Genomic DNA, 21,648 nt, shown 5'->3' on the forward strand with positions numbered 1-21,648 from the left:
TAATAGCGGAGCTATTCGGGCGTTTCGGCAACACTGCGAGCGTGCGTGCCAGGCGTCGCGGGGCAGGCGGGACTTTCGACACACGCCCTAGGCCCCCCTAGTACTCCAGCAGAACTTTGCTGTCTGGCCTGGGACGATCCCGGGCGGCTAGAGGGTAGCGGGCTGATGGCTCCAGCAGGTCACCGCGGGAGGAGAAGTCCCCGTGGCGCAGGACGGCGCGGGCCAGGAGGGAGAAGAAGGGATGTACTCGAACTCCCGCAGCGCACCCGCCCGGACGCGGGAGACCGGTCTGGGTGCTTGCGGGAGCGGGCGGCCATCGCGGTCTTCTCGTCCACCGATACCACCACCGAGTCCGGCGGGCACCTGCGGTAGAGGGCGCACACCTCTGCCGCCTCGGTGAAGAAGTCCGGGTCAGCAGGCCGGGTCAGCCAGCCGCGGACCCGGTACGGCTTGACCTGCAGCGCGGCCAGAATCCGTCCGACCTGGGAGGCGGAGATACCCGCGTCCGCCAGGTGACAGGCGATCAGCCGGTGCGACCAGCCGTCATAGGGATGGGGCGGCGTGCTGGTGGCCGTCGCCACGAACCGCAGCAAGCACCATGCCCCGTCAACGCGCCGATGGCCATCGGCGGAACCGCGGCGCAGCACCAGACAGCGACGATAGGGCACAGTCTGTCGCCGTGGTCACGGGGAGCCTGGGGTGTTGGCACGGAGAAGGGCGGCTCCGAGAGGCGTGAGGGTGTGCAGTACGGATGCGGCGTGGCGGTGGCTGGTGATCAGTCCCGCGTCCCGCAGGGCGGTGGCGTGCTGGCTGGCAGATGACGCGGAGACGCCGGTGGCGCGGGCGAGTTCGCCGGTGGTGGCGCCGGTGGCGGCGGCGCGCAGGACGGCGGCGCGCGTGCGGCCGAGCAGAGCCTTCAGGGAGGCACCGGAGCCGAGGTCCCCGGGGAGCGCGCTGTGGTGGGGCTCGTGGCTGAGTGAGTAGATCAGGATGGGATCCAGCGTGGTGTCGCCGAAGGTCACTGGGTTCCCCCAGCAGAAGTAGGACGGCACCAGGAGGAGCCCACGGCCGTTGAGGTGCAGGTCGCGGTCCTCGGGATAGACAGTGTGCAAAATGGGGCGCTGCCATCGCAGGTCGGGCCCCAGGCTCTGAAGGACCCCGTCGATGCCCCCGTTGAGCATGGCGCGGGCGCGGGCGGATCGTTCGGCTTCGATGCGGGCCTGGATGTGGTCGCTGTGCGGGGCGATGACCGTGTCGTGGTAAGCCCGCATGGCCTGCACCAGTTCCTTGCGCATATCCGGCTCGGCCAGGCTCGGAGCCCAGGCGGGGGCTCCGCTGGTGCGGGCGAGGATGCCCACCTCGTCCAGGATTCGGCGCTTCGGGGTGGCCAGGATGGCCTCCAGTCCGGCGTCGAGTCCTTCGGTGGCCTCAGGTGGAGTGAGGAAGTCAGGGAAGTACGCGGCGCGCGGGACCAGTGGCAGCAGCAGGGTGCGCAGTGTGGGGGCGAATCCTGCGGCGTGCAGCCGGGTGCGTGCGGTGCGGAACCAGTCCGCGTAGGCCCATCGGCCCTGGCGGGACTGGAAGCGGTGCAGGCTCGCGCAGATCTCCCACAGCGGGTCCGGTACGGCCGCAATGCGGGTTCGGGCCAGGTCGGCATCGGTGAAGTGAATCCGGAGCACTCCATTCCCCCCTCGTGCCCTGGGCTATTTCGGCAGGGCCGAAAAGCCTGGTTGAACCAGGCTCACGTCAGACACGCTGATGGAGCAAACCGGCGCGCGGGAGAGTGATCCGTTGATCACCAGGGCCACCGCGGTTCACCGCACCCGGCTGCAACGACTACGGGGAACTCACATGGCCATCACAGCACCGCAGCAACCGGGGGAAACACCAGCATGAGGCGAGCGTTCAGTTCCGCGTGCACGGCCGCGGCCATCGTCGCTCTCACGATGGCCGGCTGCACCGCAAACGAGACGGACCAGTCGGACTCCGCTCGGCAGCGGCAGGACACCTCGGCCGAGAACACCACGAGCCAGGGGCGAGAGCTGACCGATGCCGAGCAGATCCTGGTCCAGCGTGCGGAAGAGCTGCTCGTCAAGAAGTGCATGGAGGGCGAGGGCTTCAAGTACTGGGTGGGGCCGTTGCCGACCGTCGACGACCTCAAGGGCGGCGGTTACGTGCTGACCAACGCCGACTGGGCGAAGGAGCACGGTTACGGCAGTCGGCTCGAGGAGCAGGTCCAGGTAGCCCAGCGCAACGATCCCAACCACGCGTACGCCAACGGGCTCTCGCAGAAGGACCGTGTCCGCTACAGCACGGCTCTCGAAGGCGGACCATCGAGCGGAATGCTCACAGCCGAGCTGCCCCGCGGCGGTGCCATCCAGACCCCGCGTGACAGCTGCCGCGTCGATGCCAAAGACCAGCTCTATGGAGACTTCGAGGCCTGGTTCCAGGTTGAGAAGACCGCCACGAACTTGACCGCCCTGTACGCGCCCGACCTCGTCAAGGACGAGCGTTTCGTGAACGCGGTCAAGGACTGGTCCGCCTGCATGCGCGAGGCAGGCCACGACTACGGCGACCCGCCGCAGATCCGCGAACGGCTTCCGGAGCTCACCAAGGGGCTGAGCACCGAGAAGGCGTACGCCGCGGAGGTGGAACTGGCGGTCGCCGAAGCCACCTGCGCCGTCCAGACGCCTCTGGCAGCTACGGCACGCGCGCTGCAGACCGAGTACCGCGACAACAAGCTCAAGCAATACAGCGAGGACATCGCCGCCTATCAGCGCATGCGCCTCGCCGCGCTGGCCCGGGCCGAAGACATCACCGGCTCGACGGCCTGACGTCACATGTCCGTCCGGCGTCCCCGGACTCCTGAAACTTCCGCAGTCCGACTGCGGAATGCCGTGCACGACTCCAACGGAACAAGGAGCGATTCATCATGCGTAAGATCCTCGCCACCGCCGCCACCTTCGGACTCGCAAGCCTCGGCGTAATCGTCCCGGCGACCAGCGCACAGGCATCCGTGAACTGCGACTACGCGTGGAACAACGCCGCACTCGGGTACTTCTACGCCTACGCCGCTCAGGGCTGCACCGACTACCTCGGGAGGTCATCCGGCAACGACTCGGACTGGGGTAACAGCACGGGTGGTTTCCAGGGCTCCGACACCAATCGGGCCGGATCCATTCTGCACAAGGGGACCTCCGGCATGGCCGTCCAGGTTTTCAACGGAACGGGGACGGACTGGGCCGGAGGCCACACCTGCATCAAGCAGTCGGAGTACTACATGAGCATCCTTTTCCCGCACTCATTCACCAGCGGCTACCAAGTGAGCGACGCCATCAGTTCCCACCGGTGGGTGTGGGCATCGGAGTGCGACAAGTTCCTGGACTCCTGAACTGAGAAGGTGGCGTCCGCGCGGTCGGTGGCCGTGGAGATCGGGTCGATGCGCAGGACGTAGTCGGAGTGCCTGATGTATACCAGCACGGCGGCGCGCAGGTCATCTGCGGCCACTGGGACAGCGCCGACGACGTGACCGTGGCCACCAACATCAAGGCCCTCATCGACGCGATGGGCTCGATCGTCGCCTGAGCTGGCGGAGCAGGACTGATGACCCATCACGCGGCCCGGCCCAACCGGCTGGGCCGCTCCCGTTTCCCAGGAAAGAAGACACCCATGCAACCTGCCCCCGGCCGACCAGACCGGCGAAAAGCCCGGCCGGCGCCAGGTGGTTCTCGCTCAAGTTGCCCTATTCCCCATATGGGCTAATTCTGAAAGTGATGCGTGCAGCACGCTCTCCGTCACTCGCCTGGGCAGAACGCTGCCACCCAGTGACGCAGTAGGTGGTGATCTCGGCCATAATCCAAGGTTAATCTCACCGGGGGAGACTCTTATGCGCATCAGGCATTTGCTTGTCATCTTGCCGGCCGCCCTGTGCTTCGCGGTGAGAGCGGAGCGGTGGGCAGTGCGACCCAGGTATATGACAGTGACCCCTCCGCGTCGGTCAGCAGTGTTCCGGACGGCCCCGTAGAGTGCTCGATCGATTCCATGGTGGACGAAAACAACGAAGCCGTACAGCGCGGCTGATTTGTGCCCCCAATACCCCGAGCGGGCGCTTGCGCCCCATACCCGGGATCGCTGGACTGCCTTGAGATTTAGAGGGATCCTTCCTATGTGGAAAAGCTTTTGGCGGCGTACCTCAGTTGCTTTCGGCGCAGCCTGCATCCTTGCTGGAGGATCAACCCTGGCAACAGGTTCTACTAGTGCTCGGGCAGCATCTCAAGCCCAGCAGGGCAGCGACTTCCTGGGGTCGAAGGCGCACAAGCCATCGGCGCCTGAAGTGCTTGACTGGGAGAATCGCAGTTATAGCCTCACTTGCGATGACATCGTCGACAAGCCGGTCAAGGTGGCTGTACACAATGGCAAAGGGCGTGCGAAAGGCGGCGGCATCGGCGGATATGACCGCTGGGAGGTGGAAGTCCAGCGGACCGCCCAAGGTAGCCTGCCGCGCCTCGGCAACGTGACTGCTGTGCTGTTCTACTGCTCTCCGCAACCGAGTAACTTCTTCCTGCAGGAACTGCGCGTCTACCGCACCGATGACGGCAGCGAGATAGGCCGCACGCCCACTTTCGATGTCCCTGAGTTGTCGCCGAAATATCAGCCGGAATCCCTGATGATCAAGGATGGTCGGCTTGCCGCTGACGTCAAGTTCTACGGACCTGAAGACAGTCATGCGGAGGGACCCTCAATACTCCGCCATGTCACCTGGACATGGGAGGGCGGCCGTTTTGTCACGCACGAGGCGGACGGGGAGACGGAGCATCGTGGCCGTTAACGTTCGACGGCTTCAGGTCCTGCTGCGCGAATCCCGCACCATGGATGCCCTGCAGCGCCTCGGCCACCCCGCCATCAGCCAAAGCCTCTGCATCTGACTCTGGCTGATTACCGTACGGTTCCCTTCAGTCGCGAGCGTGTCGGATGCGGGCGGTGCGGCGCTTCCCTGAGCCGTCCTCGTACTCCACCGTGAGGTCCACCGTGAGGCCGGCCTCGCGCGACGGTCAGGCTGACCAAGCGACCGGGGGCGACCGTCGCTCCTCCGGTCCCCCAACCCCGTGAAGTTCAGCCACGAATTTAGGGCCAACCGGGTCGACAGCGGCGGGCAGCGGCAGCGGCAGCGGCAGCGGCAGCGGCAGCGGCAGCGGCAGCGGCAGCATCCTCCCCCTCAACATCGTCGACGCCAAGGGGACCAGGCCCGACATCCACTTTCTCCGGGTGCCGGAGTCCAAGGCCGTGAAGAACCGCGTGCACCTGGACCTCAAGCCGCCGATCGACCTGCGCGGAGCCGAACAGCGCGCCTGGCAGGAGGCGGAGGTCACGCGACTGGTGGCCGCGGGCGCCGTCTTCCTGCGCCACGACGAGGACTGCCCCGTCATCATGCAGGACGTCGAGGGCAACGAGTTCTGCGTCACCGGTTGCCGATTGAGGCTGCGCCTGAGCGGGCTTCTGTCTGGTGGAGGGCATAAGCGCCTGCCAGGATCAGGCTGTGAACGAGCCTTCGATTCCTGCGAGATTGAGCAGAGCCCTCGACTGGGCAGGGCTGCCCCTGTCCGCCCTACTTCTTGCGATCGGCATCAGGGACTACCGCGACGGCGGGTCCGTGGGCTGGCCGATCGGCGGAGCGCTACTTGTTCTGGTCAGCCTCTGGGTGATCTATCGCGGGATGCCTCGCCGGAGCGGCAAGGCGACCGAGTCACCGTAGGACTGCGCACTACCCGGCGGTTGGTCCGCCGAGTCCTGGCATTCGGCCCAGCATGCCGCCGTACGCCACGCTCCCGTACCCGGACCGGACGACAAGGGTCCCGTCGAGACACCCATTTACGACATAGAACCGCATAGCCGCCATAATCTCGTGATCATCTCATCATTCGTACTATCGGGATTCCGGAGGCTTGGTCGCCGTGCCACGAAGGCGAAGCTCAGCTCGAACGAACCGCCATCGCCACATAGTGAGCGTCTTCGCCGCCGCTGCCGTCCTAGGGGCGCTCGCAGGATCTGCCACCAGTACCCGCGAGACGGTCGACGCGGCGGAGCCGGCCCTCGCCCCGATGGCGCTGCCGAGGGACCGGGTGCCCACGACTCCCTTGAAGCCCCCCAGCGGGGCATCGACCGCAGACCCCGGCAAGAAGCTGGCCGAAGCGCTCACATCGGTTCCGGACGGGGGCGCACGGCTGTCCGTGGCGGCGATCGGCCTGTACGGCGGGCACCGTGAGGCCCGTGACGCCGCATACGCCAAGTACAACGACCGTTCTACGTACGACGCCGCGAGCATCATCAAGGTGAATCTCCTTGCGGCGCTGCTGCTCCAGGCGCAAGACGAAAAGCGGCAACTGACCAGGAAGGAGCGCTCGCACGCCAAGGCGATGATCCAGAACAGCGACAACGGCTCGGCAGGCGTTCTGTGGCGGGCGATCGGCAGAGCCGACGGCCTGAACGCCGCGAACAAGCGGCTGGGGCTGGTTTCGACGGTGGGTGGCCACGGCAACCGCTGGGGGCTGACCCAAACGACGGCGAAGGACCAACTCACGCTGCTGCGTGCCGTGTTCGGGGCAACGGAGACGGGACCGGCGTCGTCGTCCGCTTCCTCCGGCGGGTTGAACCAGGCGTCGCGCGCGTACATCCAGAAGCTGATGGGGCGGATTGCGCAGGACCAGATCTGGGGTGTCTCGGCGGCGGCCGATTCCGGGTGGGCGCTCAAGAACGGCTGGCTGCCGCGTATCACGACCGGCCTGTGGGACATCAACAGCATCGGACGAGTGACGGCGGATGGCCGCCACTACCTGATCGCGGTCCTGTCCGACGGCAATGCGTCGATGTCGAAAGGGATTTCCCTGGTCGAGGACGCTGCGAAGGCGGCGGTCTCCGCCCTGCAGAGCCAGCGGCCGAAACCCTGGAGCCTGACTGCTCTGGAGGCGCACAGCCTCAGCGGTGCGAAGCACGGCCCCGCCACAGCACCACCGAGGCCGCCAGCAGTACGGCGCCGAGGACGCCCGCCAGCGGTCCCGCCCAGCCCGCTGGGCTGCCGCCGCCATCGGACGTGCTGCTCGGAAGGCGGGGCGCCGTCCGGCGTGGAAGCCGGCCACGCACTTCACCGCTGGTCGGCTCTCCGTGCTCGACGAGCGGGAAGTACCCGAGGAGATCGAGGAGCGTGCTGCGGATGCAGCCGCTGAGGCCATGGACCGCACCGCGCCTTCCCTCTCGGCGGAGCTCCAGTTCCCACCGGCAGGGTGTACAACAGCCGAGTCAGGCCACGAGACTGAGGGGCGAGGGTGTTCGATCTCAAAGAGGAATTGCATCGCAAGCTGCAAGCCGGCAGGGCAGGGCTACTGAGCAAGCTTGAGGACTTGAGCGAGTACGACCTGCGTCGGCCCATGACACCGACCGGCACCAACTTGCTCGGCATCATCAAGCACCTGGCCGGTGTGGAGTACGAGTACCTCGGTGGATCATTCAAGCGACCGGCGCCCGAGACCATGTCGTGGATCGAGGACGGCTCGCTCTGGCAGGGCGCCGACATGTGGGCGACACCCGATGAGTCCAGCGAGTACCTGATCGGGCTCTACAAACGCGCCTGTGCGCACGGCGATCAGACCATCGCGGACCTGGACCTGGAGACCCCCGGGTGGGTGGCCCACTGGCCGGAGGGAAGGCGCGACACGACCTTGGGCGTGCTGCTCATTCGGATGGTGTCCGAGACTGCCCAGCATGCCGGCCACGCCGATGTGATGCGAGAGCTCATCGACGGGCGCGCCGGTCCGGACCATGACGCGATGGGAGACGAGGCTTGGTGGCGTGAGTACGTTGCTGGGATCCAGGCAGCAGCGGACTCATTCGCAACAGGGGTTCACTCGGACAAGCCGACCGGCTGATGCGGACACGTATCACAAGGGCAACAGCGATGTGCCCCCGACCGTTTTACCTGGGCAGGGGCCTCAAGCTGCGCGGTGTGTGGGGGATTTGAACCCACAGTGGCCTGCGCCACGAGGGTTCTCAGGATCGTCGACTCATGGGCGCTCGACTTGCTCCAGACTTGCGGACGTGGATGAGACGGTGCTGACCGAAGACGGGGTCCGGCTGTGGGCGACCCGAGGCGGCGAGGGCACTCCGGTGGTCTTCTGCCACGGCGGACCCGGCATCTGGGATTTCTTGGGCGACTTGGCCGAGCTCTTGACTGACCGGGCCACCGTGCACCGCTGGGACCAACGGGGATGCGGGCGGTCGCAACGGCGCGGGCCGTACTCGGTCGCCCGATCCGTGGCCGACCTGGACGCCGTCCGCCGCCACTTCGGGCTGGACCGGATGGCGCTACTGGGCCACTCGTACGGCGCTCAGCTGGCACTGCAGTACGCGCTGGACCATCCCGAGCGCGTCAGCAAGTTCGTCTACGTCTCCGGCACCGGAATCGACAACCGCGACACCTGGCGGCCGACCTACCAGCGGAACCTGCGCGCCAACCTCGGGAAATACCTGAAGCGCTGGGAAACACTGGACAGCCGGAAGCGCACCGAAGCGGAAGACCGGGAACTCTGCGTGCTGCAGTGGTCCGCAGACTATGCCGACCGGGAGCGGGCGCTGGAACAGGCCAAGGCCGCGGCCACACCCTGGTACGGCGTGAACTTCGAGTGCAGCGCGACCATCAACGCCGAAGTCAACCGCACCTCGGGAACACCGGAACTGCGGGCGGCATGCGAAAAGTTGGACGTGCCCGTTCTCATCGTGCACGGAGCCGAGGACATCCGACCGAACTGGGCGCTTGACTCACTGGAACAGGCCCTGCCCCGGGTCTCGCGGAAGACGCTCAACGGCGCAGGGCACCTTCCCTGGGTGGAAGACCCGAACGGCTTTCGGACCGTGGTCGGCGACTTCCTCGTCGACCGCAGATAGCTGCCGGATACAGCAGCGAAGCACCAGAGGGGTCCAAGGCACTGACAGCCTCGGGGGATGCAGAAGCGGTAGGGCACGATGCTTCGGCCGCCCGGACGCAGCTGCGTGAAGCGCAGACGAAGGTTCCACATGCCTACCGCGACTTTGTGACCAAGGCGCGCTACGTCTTGGAGTCAGCGCCGCCCAACTACTGAGACGGCCCAAGGTTCGGGCAGCGCAGGGCCAGTTACGAATCGGAAGATCGCCGTGCCCAGACCTGGACGGCTGGAACCGGATAGCCGCGGGGCGAACTCCTGTTTAAGACGAAGTCACTACCACACCATGAGAAGTGGCGGAACGTCAGAGGGGGCAGCGGAATGTCACGGGGATGGAAGATCGCAGTCATCGTGCTTGCGGCGGGGACCGTCGGCTGGTTCCTGTGGCCCTGGTTCCTGTATTCCTGGATGCGCAGGGAGTGAGGCACGAGATCCCAGCCGGGCACCCGGTCGGGGGCACCAGCCAAAAGGCCCCGGACCGATCAAGGTCCGGGGCCTTTGAACCGATCAAGATCCGGGGCCTTTGAACGGGGGTCTTCGGAGCTGCTAGCAGTAGTACTCCTCGTAATACCAGTTGCCGTACCCGTCTTCCACATACGACCAGCAGACGTAGTCGTACTCCTCCATGGCGTGATGCGACTGCGTCGCATGGGTCGCGGCTGGGGCACTGGACGTGGTGGCCGCCGAGGCCGGCGCGCTCGACACGGCCACGAGTCCGCCGAAGAGCATGGCGGACGCGGCGCCTGCCGTCAGAGTCCGCTTCGCGAGGTTACGCATGGTGATCCTGCCTTTCACTGGACGTTTTCCACCTGATGGCGGTGGGTCTGAGGTCCAGTAAGCGGGGCCATGGGGGCCGGCGTCACGTCACGCAAAATCGCATCTTGACACCGCCAGTTGATCTTGGGTGCCGCGGGACGGAGCGAACCGCGGCCGGCCCAGGTCTACCGTCCAGGCCCTACGGATCTACCGTCTAGGCCCTACGGACGAGACAGCCCGGTCCCCTGGTCCGACGTCGACGCCGCCGTCCGTCCCTACGATCGGAGCATGGCTCACACGACCGCACCGGCGACCTCCAGCGTGCCCGCCCCCTCCCCCAGCGAGTCACCTCGGCTCGACCTCGACGCGTATCTGGCGCGTATCGGCTGGTCAGGAAGGCGTGAGGCGAGTGCGGAGACGCTGCGCTCGGTGCATCGGGCCCACATCCAGGGCATTCCGTTCGAGAACGTCCAGCCCGTCCTCGGCTCCGCGCCCTCCCTCGCGCTGGACGACCTGCAGGCCAAGCTGGTCCGTAGCCGCCGCGGTGGCTACTGCTTCGAGCACAACACCCTCTTCGCCGCCGTCCTGGAAGCGCTCGGCTTCGGCGTCACCCGCCTCGCCGCACGCGTCCGCGTCGGCGCACAGGGCGCCGTGCGCCCGCGTACGCACATGCTTCTCCTGGTGGACGTGCCGGACGAATCCCGGCAGTACCTCGCCGACGTCGGCTTCGGCAGCATCGGCGGCCTGCTCGAAGCCATCCCGCTGACGGCCGGCTCCGAGGTCCACGACGGCGGCCGCACGCACCGCCTGGTCCGCGAGCCGCATCAGGGCCTGGAGGACCTGTGGGTTCTACAGGCGTTCCAGGAGGGCGCGTGGTTCGACCAGTACGCCTTCACCCGGGAGCCGTTCGAACCTTCCGACTACGAGGTCATCAACTGGCACGTGGCGACCAACCCCCGCTCCCCCTTCCAGCACACTCTCTACGCCCAGCGCACCACGCCCGACGGCCATCTCGCCCTCGCCGGACACGTGTTGGTGATCACGCGGGCCGACGGTACCTGCGAGAAGCGGGAGTTGACGGACCCGGCGGAGCTGCGGCGGGTGCTGGACTCCGACTTCGGCATCGAACTGCCGGAGACGGCACGGCTGGAGTTCTAGGGACCCGGGGGTCCGTCGTCGCCGGGCGGCAGCAGTCCAGTGGTTGAGAATTCACCAAGCCGTCGTAAGTTTGGTAAGGCTTGCCTCATATACTGCATTTCCCTTGGCGCCGTACATGGCACGCCAGAGGCACACCCATGCCCGTACGACAGGACCTTGACATGCGCACCCCCTCCCGCGGGCTCATCGCGGCACTTGCCCTCACCCCTTTGCTGGCCGGCTGTTTCGCGTCGGGCCAGAGCGACAGCAGCTCGGGGGCGGGCTCGAAAGAGGGAGCGGCCGGGCGCCTGCGGGTCGCCCTCGCCGTACCGCCGGCGCAGGCCCTGTCTCCGTACAGCAACGACGCCACCGTGCTGAGCAAGCTGTCCGTCGCCGAAGGCCTCACCGCCCTGGACGAGGACGGCGCCGCCGCACCCGCGCTCGCGCGGTCCTGGAAGCGGAACGACGCCACCACCTGGACCTTCGAGCTGCGCAAGGCGTCGTTCCAGGACGGCACCGAGGTCACCGCCCAGTCCGTCGTCGACGCGCTGGACCACGCGAACGAGGCCGAGACCAAGCCCCGTGTCCTCAGCGACGTGAGCCTGACGGCCAAGGCCGAGGACGCCGACACCGTCACCATCACCACCAAGAGCGCCGACCCGGTGCTGCCGCTGCGGCTGGCGAGCCCCGCACTCGCCATCCTCTCCGCGAAGGCGTACGCGAAGGACGGCACCGTCAGCCCGGTCGGCACCGGCACCGGTCCCTTCGAGATCACCCGTCTCAGCGGCAAGACCAGCGCCGCCCTCACCCGCTTCGACGGCTACTGGGGCGGCAAGGCGAAGGCCCCGGGCATCGATGTGAGCTGGATCGCGGACGGCACCGCCAGGGCCAACGCGCTGCGCGGCGGCGACGTCGACATCGCCGAGTGGATCCCCACCGCCCAGGCGAAGCTGCTGGACAAGGACACCCGTCACGAGGTGCCTTCCGTGCGCACCGACAGCCTGGTCCTCAACACCGGCAGCGGCATCTTCACCGACGCCACGCTGCGCGCGGCCGCCCGCGAGGCCGTGGACGGTTCCGCTCTCGTCGACTCCGTCTTCGGCGGGTACGCGGACCCGGCCGAGGGCCTGTTCGGGCCCGCCGTTCCCTGGACGGCCGGCAAGCGCGTCGAGGTCACCGGCCGCGCCAAGGCCGCGACCACCGCACAGGTCAAGGCCGAGACGAAGGGCAAGACCCTGCGCCTGGCCACGTACACCAACCGCGCCGAACTGCCCGAGGCCGCGAGCGTCCTCCAGCAGCAGCTGGAGAAGGCCGGGTTCAGGGTCAAGCAGGACGTACGCGAGTACACGCAGATGGAAGCCGACCTCCTCGCCGGCAAGTACGACGCGCTCGTCTTCTCCCGGGTGACGCTCCTCGACACCGGGGACGCGGTCGCCTACCTCGCGAGCGACTACACGAGTGACGGCGTCTACAACATCGCCGCTCTGAAGGACTCCGCGGTCGACAAGGCCATCAGGGCCGCCGCCGAGGAGAGCGACACGGCGGAGCGGCAGCAGAAGATCATGCGGGCGGAGGCGGAGATCCTGCGCACCGACGCCGTCGTGCCGCTGGTCCACGAGAAGGCCGTGCAGGGAATCGCCCCTGATGTCGAAGGCGTGCTCCTCGATCCCCGCGAGCGCTCCCTGATCGACCTCGACACGCACCTGAAGTAGCACCGGATGAGCGTCGCCCACGGCCTCGCCCCTGCCCGCCCGCGCCGGTGGCGGTCGGGGGCCGGCCGCGTACTCGCCGGCGCCGGGCTGGTGACCGCCGTCGCCCTGCTGCCCTGGCTGTCCAGGACCGACCCCGCGCTGACAGTCCTGCGGGCACGCTCCGCCGATCAGGATCCATCGCCCGCGGACCTGGCCGCCGTACGTGAGCAACTGGGCCTCGACGAAGGGCCGCTCGCCCATCTCGCCGCCTGGCTGGGCGGCATGGCGCGCGGGGACGCGGGCACCTCCTGGGTGTCGGGCGAACCGGTCCTGCCCCAGGTGACGGGCGCCTTCGGAGTCTCCGTCACGCTGATGCTGGGCGCGCTCGCGGTCACCGTCCTGGTGGCCGGACTGGTCTGCGCCCGCACGGTCTTCCTGGGTTCCCGGCGGCGGCTGCGGCAGGATCGGGTGAGCACCGGGCCCGCGGTTCTGGCCGCTCTTCCGAAGTTCCTGCTCGCTTCCCTGCTCGCCACGGTGTGCGGGGTGTGGCTGGGCTGGTTCCCCTCGAGCGGCTGGGAGGGGCCGCAGTCCATGGTGCTGCCCGCCCTCGCCCTCGGCATACCGTCCGGGGCGATGATCGGCGGGCTGCTCGACCAGGCGCTGCCCGCCGCCTTCCACGAGCCATGGGCCCGGACGTGGTACTCCGTCGGGTTCCCGCCCGGCCACACCGCCCGGCACGCGCTGCGCCGGGCGCTGCCCGGCGTGCTTCCGCAGTTGCTGCCGACCGTCGTGGCGCTGGTCGGGGGCGCCGTCGCCGTGGAGAAGATCTTCAACATCCCCGGGCTCGGCCGCCTCGCCCTCGACGCCGCCATCGCCCAGGACCTCCCGCTGCTGCAGACCGCGACGCTCGCACTCGCTCTGCTCGGCATGGCCGCCGGTCTCCTCGTGGGGGCCCTGCGGCACGCACTCCTCGGCCGTCCGCTCCGGGACGGCGCCCTGCCCGCGCTGCACCGCCCCGCCCTCCCGCAGGGGCGCGCTCTGCGCTGGGTCGCCGGGTCCTGCGCCGTTGTGCTGCTCGGCCTAGTCGCAGCCGGACTGCTGCGCGACCCACTGCACGTCGACACGGTGGCGCGGCTGGTGCCGCCCTCCGTCGCCCACCCGCTCGGCACGGACTCGCTGGGCCGTGATCTGCTGGCCCGGCTGGGTCACGGGGCGCTGCGCACGGCGGGCGTGGCGCTCGCCGTCACAGCCGTCGGCGCCGTCACGGGACTGCTGCTCGGCATGGTGCCGCAGGTGAGCGCGGGCCTGACAGAAGCGGCGGCGACCCTGCCGGCCGTCCTCGCGGGACTGCTGACGACCGCGGTGACCGGGGCGTCCGTCTGGGGCGCGGCGTGCGCGGTGTGCCTCGTCGGCTGGAGCCCCTACGCCGCCCAGAGCGCCGCGCTCCTCGAACAGGAACGGGCAAGCGGCCACATCGCCGCGTCCGTCTCGCTCGGCGCCGGGCGGCTGCACCTGCTCCGCCGCCACATGCTGCCCGCGCTCGTGCCGGCCCTCCTCCGCAACGCCCTGCTGCGGCTGCCCACCACCGTCCTCGTGCTGGCCTCCCTGGGCTTCCTCGGCCTGGGCGAGCAGCCCCCCACTCCGGAGTGGGGGCGGCTCCTGTCCGAGAACCAGCCGTACGCCGAGCTGGCACCCTGGACCGTCCTGGGCCCGGCCGGCGCCCTCGTCCTGCTCTCCGTGCTCGCCGTGTCGGGCACCGCGCTGCGTCAGCGCAGTGCATGACCGCAGCCGCGAGATCCGAAGGCGCGTCGCCCGCGCTCCCCTCGATGACTCCTCTCCGGCAACCGGGCCGTCTCACAGGTAGTCGTCCAGGCGTGCCACGGTGAAACCCTGTTCCTGGATGCGCCGGAGCAAGGTGAGTGTCATCTCGGTCGCTGTGGTGCCTTTGAGGTCTTTCGCGCCACGGAAATGGGCGAGGATGATGTCGCCCGGGTGCAGCTTTCCGTCACCCCGCTGGTAACGCAGGTTCTTGATCTGCATGGTTTCGCGCCACAGAACGATGGCTTCGATGCCGCAGGACTGTGCGGCAGCGCGGGTTGCTTCATTCCAGTTGCCGTACGGCGGCCGGAAGAATCGCGGGGGCGTTCCGTATTCTTCGGCAAGTCTCCGTTGCTGACCGCAGATCTCGTTCTCCTGAGCAGATTGCGAGAGCGCGAGGAGGTCGGGGTGGGTCAGCGTGTGGTTCTGGATGGCGTTACCGAGGTCCTGCAGGGGCTTGAAATAGTTGTAGCCATTCCTGATCGCCGCGTCGGTGAGGAACATGGTGAAAGGGATGCGCAAGTCCTGCATCATCCTGACGAATTCAGGGTCCTTCTCGGCGCCGTCATCGAAGGTCAGGAAGACAACCCTGTCCTTCACCGGGACGTCCTGGATTACCGGCACTGAACCTAGAGACATTTTTCCCGGCTTGACCTGTGGCGGGGTGGGCGGTGCGGGCAGCGGTTCGAGTCCCCATGCGCGGAAAGCGGCCGTTCTGTGGCTCTCGCCGGGTCCTTTACGGGGATTCGGCGAGACAGGTGCGGAGGGTGCCGAGGCTTCCCGTGTCACAGTTCCCGGCTTCTTCGCTGACGGATTTGATGCGCACCCCGGCACGAGCATGGACATGATCCCTGCCGCGAGGAGCAGTACGGCTGCTTTGGTTCGCATGAGGGGACCGTATCGATGTACAGAAAGAGTCGTTTGCTTGAATAGCTCTGCCCGATGTGAATTCCCCGGCAGAGAGTATTTCCCGGGTTAGATTCTGGTTGGATTCTGGCTCGACGTAGTTCGACGTCCGGCTCGCGCCGCTCGGTCGCGGTCCTGACCTTGCCCGTGCCGACCCTGGAGTACGCGGCCGGGTTAGCATCCGGCCATGACTGCTGACAACGCTGTGGAAAACGTCGGAGACGTCGACGGCTCCGGCTCCGTGTACGACGTCGAGATCGGGGCGCTGCAGGGCGGCTCCGCCGATCTCGGCCAGTACCGCGGGAAGGCCGCGCTCATCGTGAACGTCGCATCGAAGTGCGGGCTCACGCCCCAGTACGCGGGGCTGGAGCGGCTGCACGAGCAGTACGCCGGACGCGGGTTCACAGTCCTCGGGGTGCCCTGCAACCAGTTCATGGGGCAGGAGCCCGGTACCTCGGAGGAGATCGCCGAGTTCTGCTCCGCGACGTACGGCGTGACCTTCCCGATGACCGAGAAGGCCGAGGTCAACGGGGACGGACGGCACGCGCTGTACGAGCGGCTGGTCGGGTTCGCCGATGCGGAGGGGCACAGCGGGGACATCCGCTGGAACTTCGAGAAGTTCCTCGTCTCCGCCGACGGTTCCGTGGTCGCGCGCTTCTCGCCGCAGACGGAGCCGGAGTCGGCGGAGGTCGTGGCGGCGATCGAGAAGGTGCTTCCCGTCTCCGCCTGACGATCAGCCACGGGCCACGGGCCACGGGCCACAGGCCACAAGCCACAGGCCTTGTGGCCCGCCCGGCCCGTGGCCCGGATTTTCTCGCGGTGTACGCGCGTTCAGTCCCGTCCTACGTCCAGGATCCGGCCGTCGTCGCCGCGGCGCGGCTGCAGCTCCACCTGGATGCGGTGCACCGTGTCGCGGGACAGCGCGCCGCCCGCTCCCGCCGTGACCACGCCGATGCGCAGGCCGGCCCGGCCGGAACCCTCCCGCCGTACCTGCACGGCGAATTCGAGGCTGACCTTCTCCACGCTGAAGCGCACCGGACTGTCGGCGCCTCTGCGCTGGGCCTCCTCCAGTTCCTCCCGCACCTGGCTCATCACATCGGCAAGACCTGCCACCGCGGCGTCGTCGTCGGTCCCGTGCCCCATTGCACTACCTCCTCATGTCCCTGCCCATGCATCTCAGGAGTCATTGTCGGACCCGGCACCTATCCTGAGGAAGCATGGAGGGGGATGCGGACGAGGAGGTCCGGAAAGTCAACAACCTTTACCATCATGCCAGTTGGCGGGTCCGGCTGCGCCGTGGCGGTGTGTCGGGCAGTGGTGACGTGCTCGGTGCCGGTGTGCTGCTCGGTGCCGACCGGGTGCTCACCTGTGCCCATGTGATCCGCGATCCGGAGACGGGACAGCGGCCCGACTGCGTACAGGTCGACTTCCCTCTGCTGCAGGGCCTGCCGCGGACCGAGCGCCGTACGGCGACCGTGCTGGACGGCCATTGGGTGCCGCCGTTCGGGAAGGCACAGGGGGACCTCGCGCTGCTCGTCCTCGATGAGCCCGCTCCGGTGCCGTCACCCGTCACACTGCACCGAACGCTGGACTACCGGGGCGCGCCCGTCCTCATCGACGGTTTTCCGGAGCAGCGGTCCGGCGGGCAGTGGCTCACGGGAGCATGTATGGGGCCCGGCGGGCACGGGGACGAGCGGGTGCAGATCGACCTGGCCGATCCGCGCGAACCGGGGCGACGGTTGGCGGGCGGGTTCAGCGGGGCGGGCGTCCTGGAGGAAGGGAACGGACGGTTACTGGGCATCGTCGTACAGGCCGATGAGCGCGCGGGATACGGCTACATGATTCCGGCGGCGACCATCGCCAAGTACTTCCGCGATGTCGGCGAGGCCTACGTCACCGGGCCGCCCGCCATCCCCGCCCCGCACACCGTGTCCCCGGACGCCGCCCGCGCCGCACGGCCGCACGGCCTGCAGCGCACCGTCATGCGCTGGCTCCATGAGGAGCCCGGCTGCTGGGACATCGAGGTGCTGTTCCTCGGCGAGGGCGACGTCCGGGCCCGGGACGCCCTGCACCTCGTGCTGAACATGGCCGACCGCGAGCAGTCGCCGCAGCTGTCGGTTGCTCCGGAGGGGGGCGGGGGGACGCGGCGGTTGTCCGGGGCGGACGCGGGGGCCGCAGACCGGTCCCCGGACGGGGTGCCGACGGATGGTGTGCCGGAGACGTCCATCGACCCGGCCGACGGCCTGGCAGCCGGCGCCCCGCATCTGTCGCAGGCCGGGATCGAGCCCCGCCTGGGCAGCATCAGTCTGGTCCTGGACGTGACGGGCGCGTCGCTGGAGCGCGCCGAGCCGGAGCATCCCGCGATCGGCGAGGCCCTGCTCGCCCTCCGTCGGCAGCTGGCGTACTCGCGGCAGCGCGGAGCCCGTCCCGCCGTCGCCGTCCTTGGCGCCGACCTGTCCGCCACCGAGCCGGTCGCGGCCGTGCAGGTCCTGCGTGAACTGGCCGGGGCCGGCGCCCGGTTGCTGCTGGTGGTGCGCGACGGCGGCAGGGACAGTCACGAAGGTGATGACGGCGGCAGGGACAGTCACGATGGTGATGACGGCGGCAGGGACAGTCACGACGGTGCTGACGGCGGCAGGGGCAGTGGCGGCCGCAGTGAGCACGGATTCGCGTACGAGATCGCGCACCGGCTGCTGCCGGACGACCGCGCCGAGCGCTGGCTCGAGCGGATCGTCGACCGCGTCTCGCTGCTGGCCGCCACCGAGGAGCGTTCCAGGGACGTGTACCGCCGCGTGGAGCGTCGGGTCGTCGATCCGCCCCGTCCGACGGCGTACGGGGCACGAGCCCGGCTGTGGACGGTGCAGCTCGCGAGCGAGGCGGGCACGGGGGGACGGCGTCCGCCGGGCGCGCCACGCCTGCCGGCGCCCGGCCGGGAGAGGCAGCGGGCGGCCTTCCTCGAGAAGCTCTCGTACGCCGAACAGGCCGTGGAGAACTGCCTGATGCGCGCGGAACGCGCCGAGCGGGAGCTGCGTGGTGTACTCGACGCGCATCTGCGGCTGCGCGGTCTGCTCGCCGCACAGCAGGCGCGGCTCGACGGGCAGGGCCTGGCCGAACACCCCGACGCCGTGGGCGCCTTCGGCCGCGCGCAGGAGCTGCTGATGAGCGGCCCTTGCCCACTCGCCGACGCGGAACGCGCGGTGGAGGCGTTCGCCCGGGTGGTACGTCGGCTCACGCGGGACGGGTCGTGGGAGGCGGGGCGGCGGGAGGGTGGGCCGGGGGCGGCTGGGCCGGAGGCGGCTCGGCCGGAGGCGGCTCGGCCGGAGGCGGCTCGGCCGGAGGCGGCTCGGCCGGAGGCGGCTCGGCCGGAGGCGGCTCGGCCGGAGGCGGCTCGGCCGGAGGCGGCTGGGCCGGGAGAGAGTCGGCTGCAGGCAGGTGGGCCATGACCCCGTGTCCTCACCCGGGATGCCCCGGCACGGTCACCCCGTCCGGGTACTGCCGGGTCTCCGGCGAGCGGGTCGACCCCGTCGCCCGGCTCCACTCGTCGGCGATCGCCCCGGACCCCACAGCGCCCGTGACGAAGAGCTCCTCTGCCGTCCCGGATCCGGACGCCTTGGAGCACATGGAGCCCCGAGCGCACCTGGAGCACCAGGAGCACGACGAGCCGTTGTTCGTCGTCGGAGCCGGTGCCGGGTCAGGCCAGGGTGCCGGCCGAATCGCCGACGTCGAGCTTCCGGACGAGAGCCCGGATCCCACCCTGCTGCCCGAGATCAGGCCGCGGGGCCGGACGGTGTCCCCGGACTCCCCGGACTCCCCGGGCGCCCCGGGCGCCCCGGACGCGCTGTCCGGGCAGCTGCTCTCCGAGCAGTACCGGATGGTCAGGCCGCTCGGCCACGGCGGCATGGGCGAGGTCTATCTGGCGCTCGACACGAAGGTCGACGACCGCGAGGTGGCCGTGAAGTTCCTGCGGCCGGTGCAGGCCGCGGTCGCGCGCGACGCGCTGACGAAGGAGCGGCAGGCGTTCGCCGACCTCAACCACGAGGGCATCATCCCGGTGTTCAACTACGGGCATCACGAGGGGGTCGGTGACTTCCTCGTCCTGCCGTACGTGGACGGGCTCAACCTCGAAGAGGTGCGGGCGCTGGCGTGCCGCGATCCCGGGCGGTTCGGGGGCGCGCGGTTCCACGAGTTCGTCCTCGCGTACGGCGTCCGTGTGCTGTCCGCGCTCGCGCATCTGCACGCGCCCGAGCGCAGGAAGGTCTACGGCGATCTGAAGCCGCAGAACGTGATGCACGACGGCAGCACCACGAAGCTCATCGACGTGGGGAGCATCCGGGGCGAGCGGGCGCCCGGCCTCACGACCACCGGTTATCGTGCGCCTTCCGTGCACGCCGCCACAGGCGCCTCCACCAGCCAGGACGACCTGTTCAGCCTCGGCGAGACGCTGCGCAGCGTGTGCGGGCTCGGCGAGTCGCGGCACGATCTCGCCGCGCTCGGCGCCCTGGACCGGCTCGCCTCGTCCGGCCCCGACGAGGTGACGGCCCGGGCCGCCCTCCTCATGACCGCTCCCGCGCCGCAGGGCCTGGGGCTGGCTTCGCTGGCCCGGGTGCTGCGGCGCGCCACGCGCGAGGACCCGGCCGACCGGTTCGCGACGGCACGTGAGATGGAGGAGCAACTGCGGGGTGTGTTCCGGGAGTTGCGGTCGCTGCGTACGGGGCTGGAGACGTTCGAGCCGTCACCGCTGTTCCTGCAGTCGCCCCACGCCCTCGAGGGCGCGCTCGGCGTCGCGCCCCGGCTGTCGCGGTGGGCCGCTCCGCCCGAGGACGACGGGCCGCGGGCGCCCCTGCACGCGGCGCCGTCCGCGGCCGACGTGGCCCAGCGGCTGCCGGTGCCGCGGCCGGACCCGGACGACGCGCACCATGCCGAGCTGAGCCGTCTTTCCGACGCCGATCCGGCGGCGTTGCTCCAGCACACGAAGGGGTGGGACGGCTCTGCGGAGGTTCATCTGCTGCGGAGTCGGCTCGAGTTGAGAGTGGCGCTTTCGGATACCGCGGAACGCCTGTCCACAGCGGAGCCCGAGCTCATCGATGCGGAACGCGAGTTGCAGCTCGCCATTGCGGCCATCGGCGCCGGACGCGCTCGGCATGACTGGCGTATCGACTGGCACCGGGGGCTGCTCACTCTCGCGCGGGACCAGGCCGAGGAGGCGTGGGACCACTTCGACCGGGTCTACGCGGCGATCCCCGGCGAGTACGCACCGAAGCTCGCCCTCGGCTACTGCGCCGAGCGACTGGGGCGCCGGCATGAGGCGCTGACGTTCCACGAGGCGGTGCGCCTGCGCAATCCTTCGCTGGGCGGCGCGGCGTTCGGCGTTGCGCGGGCACGGCTGGCACAGGGCGGACCGCAGGCCGACGCGTACGCCGTCGAGGCCCTGGACGCGGTGCCGCAGCACTCGCGCCACCGCACAGCGGCCCGTACCGCCGCCGTGCGCATCGGTGTCAGCCGGGCGCAGGACGCCGGGCAGCTGGCCGCGGTGCTCCGGCGCCTCGCCCGGCTCTTCCACGAGCACGGCCTGACCGACGAGCAGGCCCGGGTACGGATGAAGGCGGAGGTCTGGGAGGCCGCCCAGAACCTGCTGGCGCGAGACGCCGTCAACGCCCGGCAGCTCCAGGCGCTGTCCGCCGCACCGGACGCGGCGCGGATCGACTTCCCCGGCGACGAACAGCAGCTGCGCACCGACCTGTCCCGGTTCTACCTGGGCCTCGCCCAGCAGGCGGCGCGTTCCGACGCACCGGACGGCGCCGATCTCGCCGAGCGGCTTCTGGACCGGGCCTACCAAGTCCGTCCGTTCGCCTACCGACACCACAGGGACAGTCCATGGTTGGGGAAGAGGATCAGCAACTGGCTGCGGGCCGCGGCGCTCACCCCGCCGAGGGTCCGGCCACCACGATCGGACTCGAGGTGAGCCAGGTCATCGAGCTGCCGAGGCCCAGACCGGGCACCGGCCGGACGCAGGGACGGGGCACCGGCCGGACGCACGGACGGGGCACCGGGCGCCCGCCCCAGGCAAACCCGCCGGACGAGGCCCCCACGCGGGCCGCTGATACGCCAGACGCGCGCCTGCCCCACACAAGCACGCCAGACGCTGCCCCCACGCAGACCACAGAAGCGCCCGAAGCCCGCCCGCCCCACACAAACACCCCAGACCCAGCACCCGCGCAGGCCGCAAACACGCCGGAGGCGCAGGGACACGGCGGGGGCACGGGTGTCCCCGCAACCCGCCGCCCGCCCCACGCAGACACGCCAGATGGGCGGCCGCCCCACACGAGCACCCCAGACCCAGGCCCGCCCCCCGCAAGAACCCCGGACCCGGC

The 21,648-nt window shown here is 69.4% G+C and carries 19 protein-coding genes and 1 pseudogene; 14 read left to right on the forward strand and 6 right to left on the reverse strand.

The window, feature by feature from the left end:
* Window positions 1-179: 179 nt before the first annotated feature.
* Window positions 180-581, reverse strand: coding sequence for a hypothetical protein (locus H1D24_RS15005; RefSeq protein WP_181658055.1), 402 nt, complete (start codon window positions 579-581; stop codon window positions 180-182).
* Between the two features lie 102 nt (window positions 582-683).
* The gene (locus tag H1D24_RS15010; protein ID WP_181658056.1) at window positions 684-1,679 is read right to left on the reverse strand and encodes an ArsR/SmtB family transcription factor; all 996 of its coding nucleotides are present in this window, start codon (window positions 1,677-1,679) and stop codon (window positions 684-686) included.
* Between the two features lie 213 nt (window positions 1,680-1,892).
* On the opposite strand from H1D24_RS15010, the gene H1D24_RS15015 reads away from it, so the two are divergent.
* Both H1D24_RS15015 and H1D24_RS15020 read left to right on the forward strand, forming a co-directional pair.
* On the forward strand, window positions 1,893-2,834 hold the full coding sequence (locus H1D24_RS15015; protein WP_181658057.1) for a hypothetical protein: 942 nt from the start codon (window positions 1,893-1,895) through the stop codon (window positions 2,832-2,834).
* Window positions 2,835-2,932: 98 nt separating this feature from the next.
* Window positions 2,933-3,391: a hypothetical protein gene (locus H1D24_RS15020; RefSeq protein ID WP_181658058.1), complete on the forward strand. Its 459-nt coding sequence runs from the start codon at window positions 2,933-2,935 to the stop codon at window positions 3,389-3,391.
* Here H1D24_RS15020 and H1D24_RS44035 read toward each other — a convergent pair.
* Window positions 3,391-3,471, reverse strand: a pseudogene (locus H1D24_RS44035) (AbfB domain-containing protein); the annotation flags it as partial. The gene H1D24_RS15020 and the pseudogene H1D24_RS44035 overlap by 1 nt on opposite strands.
* On the opposite strand from H1D24_RS44035, the gene H1D24_RS42370 reads away from it, so the two are divergent.
* The 6 genes from H1D24_RS42370 (at window position 3,460) to H1D24_RS15045 (ending at window position 8,934) form a co-directional block, all read left to right on the forward strand.
* Window positions 3,460-3,585: a hypothetical protein gene (locus tag H1D24_RS42370; protein ID WP_258564085.1), complete on the forward strand. Its 126-nt coding sequence runs from the start codon at window positions 3,460-3,462 to the stop codon at window positions 3,583-3,585. The pseudogene H1D24_RS44035 and the gene H1D24_RS42370 overlap by 12 nt on opposite strands.
* A gap of 580 nt (window positions 3,586-4,165) precedes the next feature.
* On the forward strand, window positions 4,166-4,828 hold the full coding sequence (locus H1D24_RS15025; RefSeq protein WP_181658059.1) for a hypothetical protein: 663 nt from the start codon (window positions 4,166-4,168) through the stop codon (window positions 4,826-4,828).
* 392 nt (window positions 4,829-5,220) lie between these two features.
* Window positions 5,221-5,889: a VOC family protein gene (locus H1D24_RS44040; protein ID WP_374064244.1), complete on the forward strand. Its 669-nt coding sequence runs from the start codon at window positions 5,221-5,223 to the stop codon at window positions 5,887-5,889.
* Window positions 5,890-6,227: 338 nt separating this feature from the next.
* Window positions 6,228-7,220: a serine hydrolase gene (locus H1D24_RS15035; protein ID WP_309484317.1), complete on the forward strand. Its 993-nt coding sequence runs from the start codon at window positions 6,228-6,230 to the stop codon at window positions 7,218-7,220.
* Between the two features lie 99 nt (window positions 7,221-7,319).
* Complete coding sequence (locus H1D24_RS15040) at window positions 7,320-7,919, forward strand: DinB family protein (RefSeq protein WP_181658060.1); 600 nt, start codon at window positions 7,320-7,322, stop codon at window positions 7,917-7,919.
* A 169-nt stretch (window positions 7,920-8,088) separates the two neighbouring features.
* Window positions 8,089-8,934, forward strand: coding sequence for an alpha/beta fold hydrolase (locus H1D24_RS15045; protein ID WP_309484318.1), 846 nt, complete (start codon window positions 8,089-8,091; stop codon window positions 8,932-8,934).
* Between the two features lie 581 nt (window positions 8,935-9,515).
* Here H1D24_RS15045 and H1D24_RS15050 read toward each other — a convergent pair.
* Window positions 9,516-9,746, reverse strand: coding sequence for a hypothetical protein (locus H1D24_RS15050; RefSeq protein ID WP_181658062.1), 231 nt, complete (start codon window positions 9,744-9,746; stop codon window positions 9,516-9,518).
* A 267-nt stretch (window positions 9,747-10,013) separates the two neighbouring features.
* Here H1D24_RS15050 and H1D24_RS15055 point away from each other — a divergent pair, with 267 nt between their 5' ends.
* The 3 genes from H1D24_RS15055 to H1D24_RS15065 all read left to right on the forward strand — a co-directional run bounded on the left by H1D24_RS15055 (window position 10,014) and on the right by H1D24_RS15065 (window position 14,335).
* The gene (locus H1D24_RS15055; RefSeq protein ID WP_181658063.1) at window positions 10,014-10,883 is read left to right on the forward strand and encodes an arylamine N-acetyltransferase family protein; all 870 of its coding nucleotides are present in this window, start codon (window positions 10,014-10,016) and stop codon (window positions 10,881-10,883) included.
* A gap of 161 nt (window positions 10,884-11,044) precedes the next feature.
* Complete coding sequence (locus H1D24_RS15060) at window positions 11,045-12,574, forward strand: ABC transporter substrate-binding protein (RefSeq protein ID WP_181658064.1); 1,530 nt, start codon at window positions 11,045-11,047, stop codon at window positions 12,572-12,574.
* A 6-nt stretch (window positions 12,575-12,580) separates the two neighbouring features.
* Window positions 12,581-14,335 carry an ABC transporter permease subunit gene (locus tag H1D24_RS15065; RefSeq protein ID WP_181658065.1) on the forward strand — a complete coding sequence of 585 codons (1,755 nt, stop codon included), beginning with the start codon at window positions 12,581-12,583 and terminating at the stop codon, window positions 14,333-14,335.
* A 72-nt stretch (window positions 14,336-14,407) separates the two neighbouring features.
* Here H1D24_RS15065 and H1D24_RS15070 read toward each other — a convergent pair whose 3' ends face one another.
* Entirely contained in the window at window positions 14,408-15,259 is an 852-nt protein-coding gene (locus tag H1D24_RS15070; protein ID WP_181658066.1) for a polysaccharide deacetylase family protein, read from the reverse strand.
* A 205-nt stretch (window positions 15,260-15,464) separates the two neighbouring features.
* Here H1D24_RS15070 and H1D24_RS15075 point away from each other — a divergent pair, with 205 nt between their 5' ends.
* Complete coding sequence (locus H1D24_RS15075; protein WP_181658067.1) at window positions 15,465-16,007, forward strand: glutathione peroxidase; 543 nt, start codon at window positions 15,465-15,467, stop codon at window positions 16,005-16,007.
* Window positions 16,008-16,108: 101 nt separating this feature from the next.
* Here H1D24_RS15075 and H1D24_RS15080 read toward each other — a convergent pair whose 3' ends face one another.
* The gene (locus tag H1D24_RS15080) at window positions 16,109-16,420 is read right to left on the reverse strand and encodes a trypco2 family protein (RefSeq protein ID WP_181658068.1); all 312 of its coding nucleotides are present in this window, start codon (window positions 16,418-16,420) and stop codon (window positions 16,109-16,111) included.
* Between the two features lie 74 nt (window positions 16,421-16,494).
* On the opposite strand from H1D24_RS15080, the gene H1D24_RS15085 reads away from it, so the two are divergent.
* Complete coding sequence (locus tag H1D24_RS15085) at window positions 16,495-18,720, forward strand: S1 family peptidase (RefSeq protein ID WP_181658069.1); 2,226 nt, start codon at window positions 16,495-16,497, stop codon at window positions 18,718-18,720.
* Complete coding sequence (locus H1D24_RS15090; protein ID WP_258564086.1) at window positions 18,717-21,239, forward strand: serine/threonine protein kinase; 2,523 nt, start codon at window positions 18,717-18,719, stop codon at window positions 21,237-21,239. The genes H1D24_RS15085 and H1D24_RS15090 overlap by 4 nt, the downstream gene beginning before the upstream one ends.
* The last annotated feature ends 409 nt before the right edge of the window (window positions 21,240-21,648 follow it).

The sequence above is a fragment of the Streptomyces himalayensis subsp. himalayensis genome (genome assembly GCF_013778455.1).
Classification (GTDB): Bacteria; Actinomycetota; Actinomycetes; order Streptomycetales; family Streptomycetaceae; genus Streptomyces; species Streptomyces himalayensis.

Coding starts and splice junctions, on each gene's coding strand:
- H1D24_RS15080 (WP_181658068.1), bottom strand. CDS start 16,420: ATGGGGCACGGGACCGACGACGACGCCGCGGTGGCAGGTCTTGCCGAT.
- H1D24_RS15075 (WP_181658067.1), top strand. CDS start 15,465: ATGACTGCTGACAACGCTGTGGAAAACGTCGGAGACGTCGACGGCTCC.
- H1D24_RS15085 (WP_181658069.1), top strand. CDS start 16,495: ATGGAGGGGGATGCGGACGAGGAGGTCCGGAAAGTCAACAACCTTTAC.
- H1D24_RS15065 (WP_181658065.1), top strand. CDS start 12,581: ATGAGCGTCGCCCACGGCCTCGCCCCTGCCCGCCCGCGCCGGTGGCGG.
- H1D24_RS15015 (WP_181658057.1), top strand. CDS start 1,893: ATGAGGCGAGCGTTCAGTTCCGCGTGCACGGCCGCGGCCATCGTCGCT.
- H1D24_RS15060 (WP_181658064.1), top strand. CDS start 11,045: ATGCGCACCCCCTCCCGCGGGCTCATCGCGGCACTTGCCCTCACCCCT.
- H1D24_RS15025 (WP_181658059.1), top strand. CDS start 4,166: ATGTGGAAAAGCTTTTGGCGGCGTACCTCAGTTGCTTTCGGCGCAGCC.
- H1D24_RS15020 (WP_181658058.1), top strand. CDS start 2,933: ATGCGTAAGATCCTCGCCACCGCCGCCACCTTCGGACTCGCAAGCCTC.
- H1D24_RS15090 (WP_258564086.1), top strand. CDS start 18,717: ATGACCCCGTGTCCTCACCCGGGATGCCCCGGCACGGTCACCCCGTCC.
- H1D24_RS15070 (WP_181658066.1), bottom strand. CDS start 15,259: ATGCGAACCAAAGCAGCCGTACTGCTCCTCGCGGCAGGGATCATGTCC.
- H1D24_RS15055 (WP_181658063.1), top strand. CDS start 10,014: ATGGCTCACACGACCGCACCGGCGACCTCCAGCGTGCCCGCCCCCTCC.
- H1D24_RS15050 (WP_181658062.1), bottom strand. CDS start 9,746: ATGCGTAACCTCGCGAAGCGGACTCTGACGGCAGGCGCCGCGTCCGCC.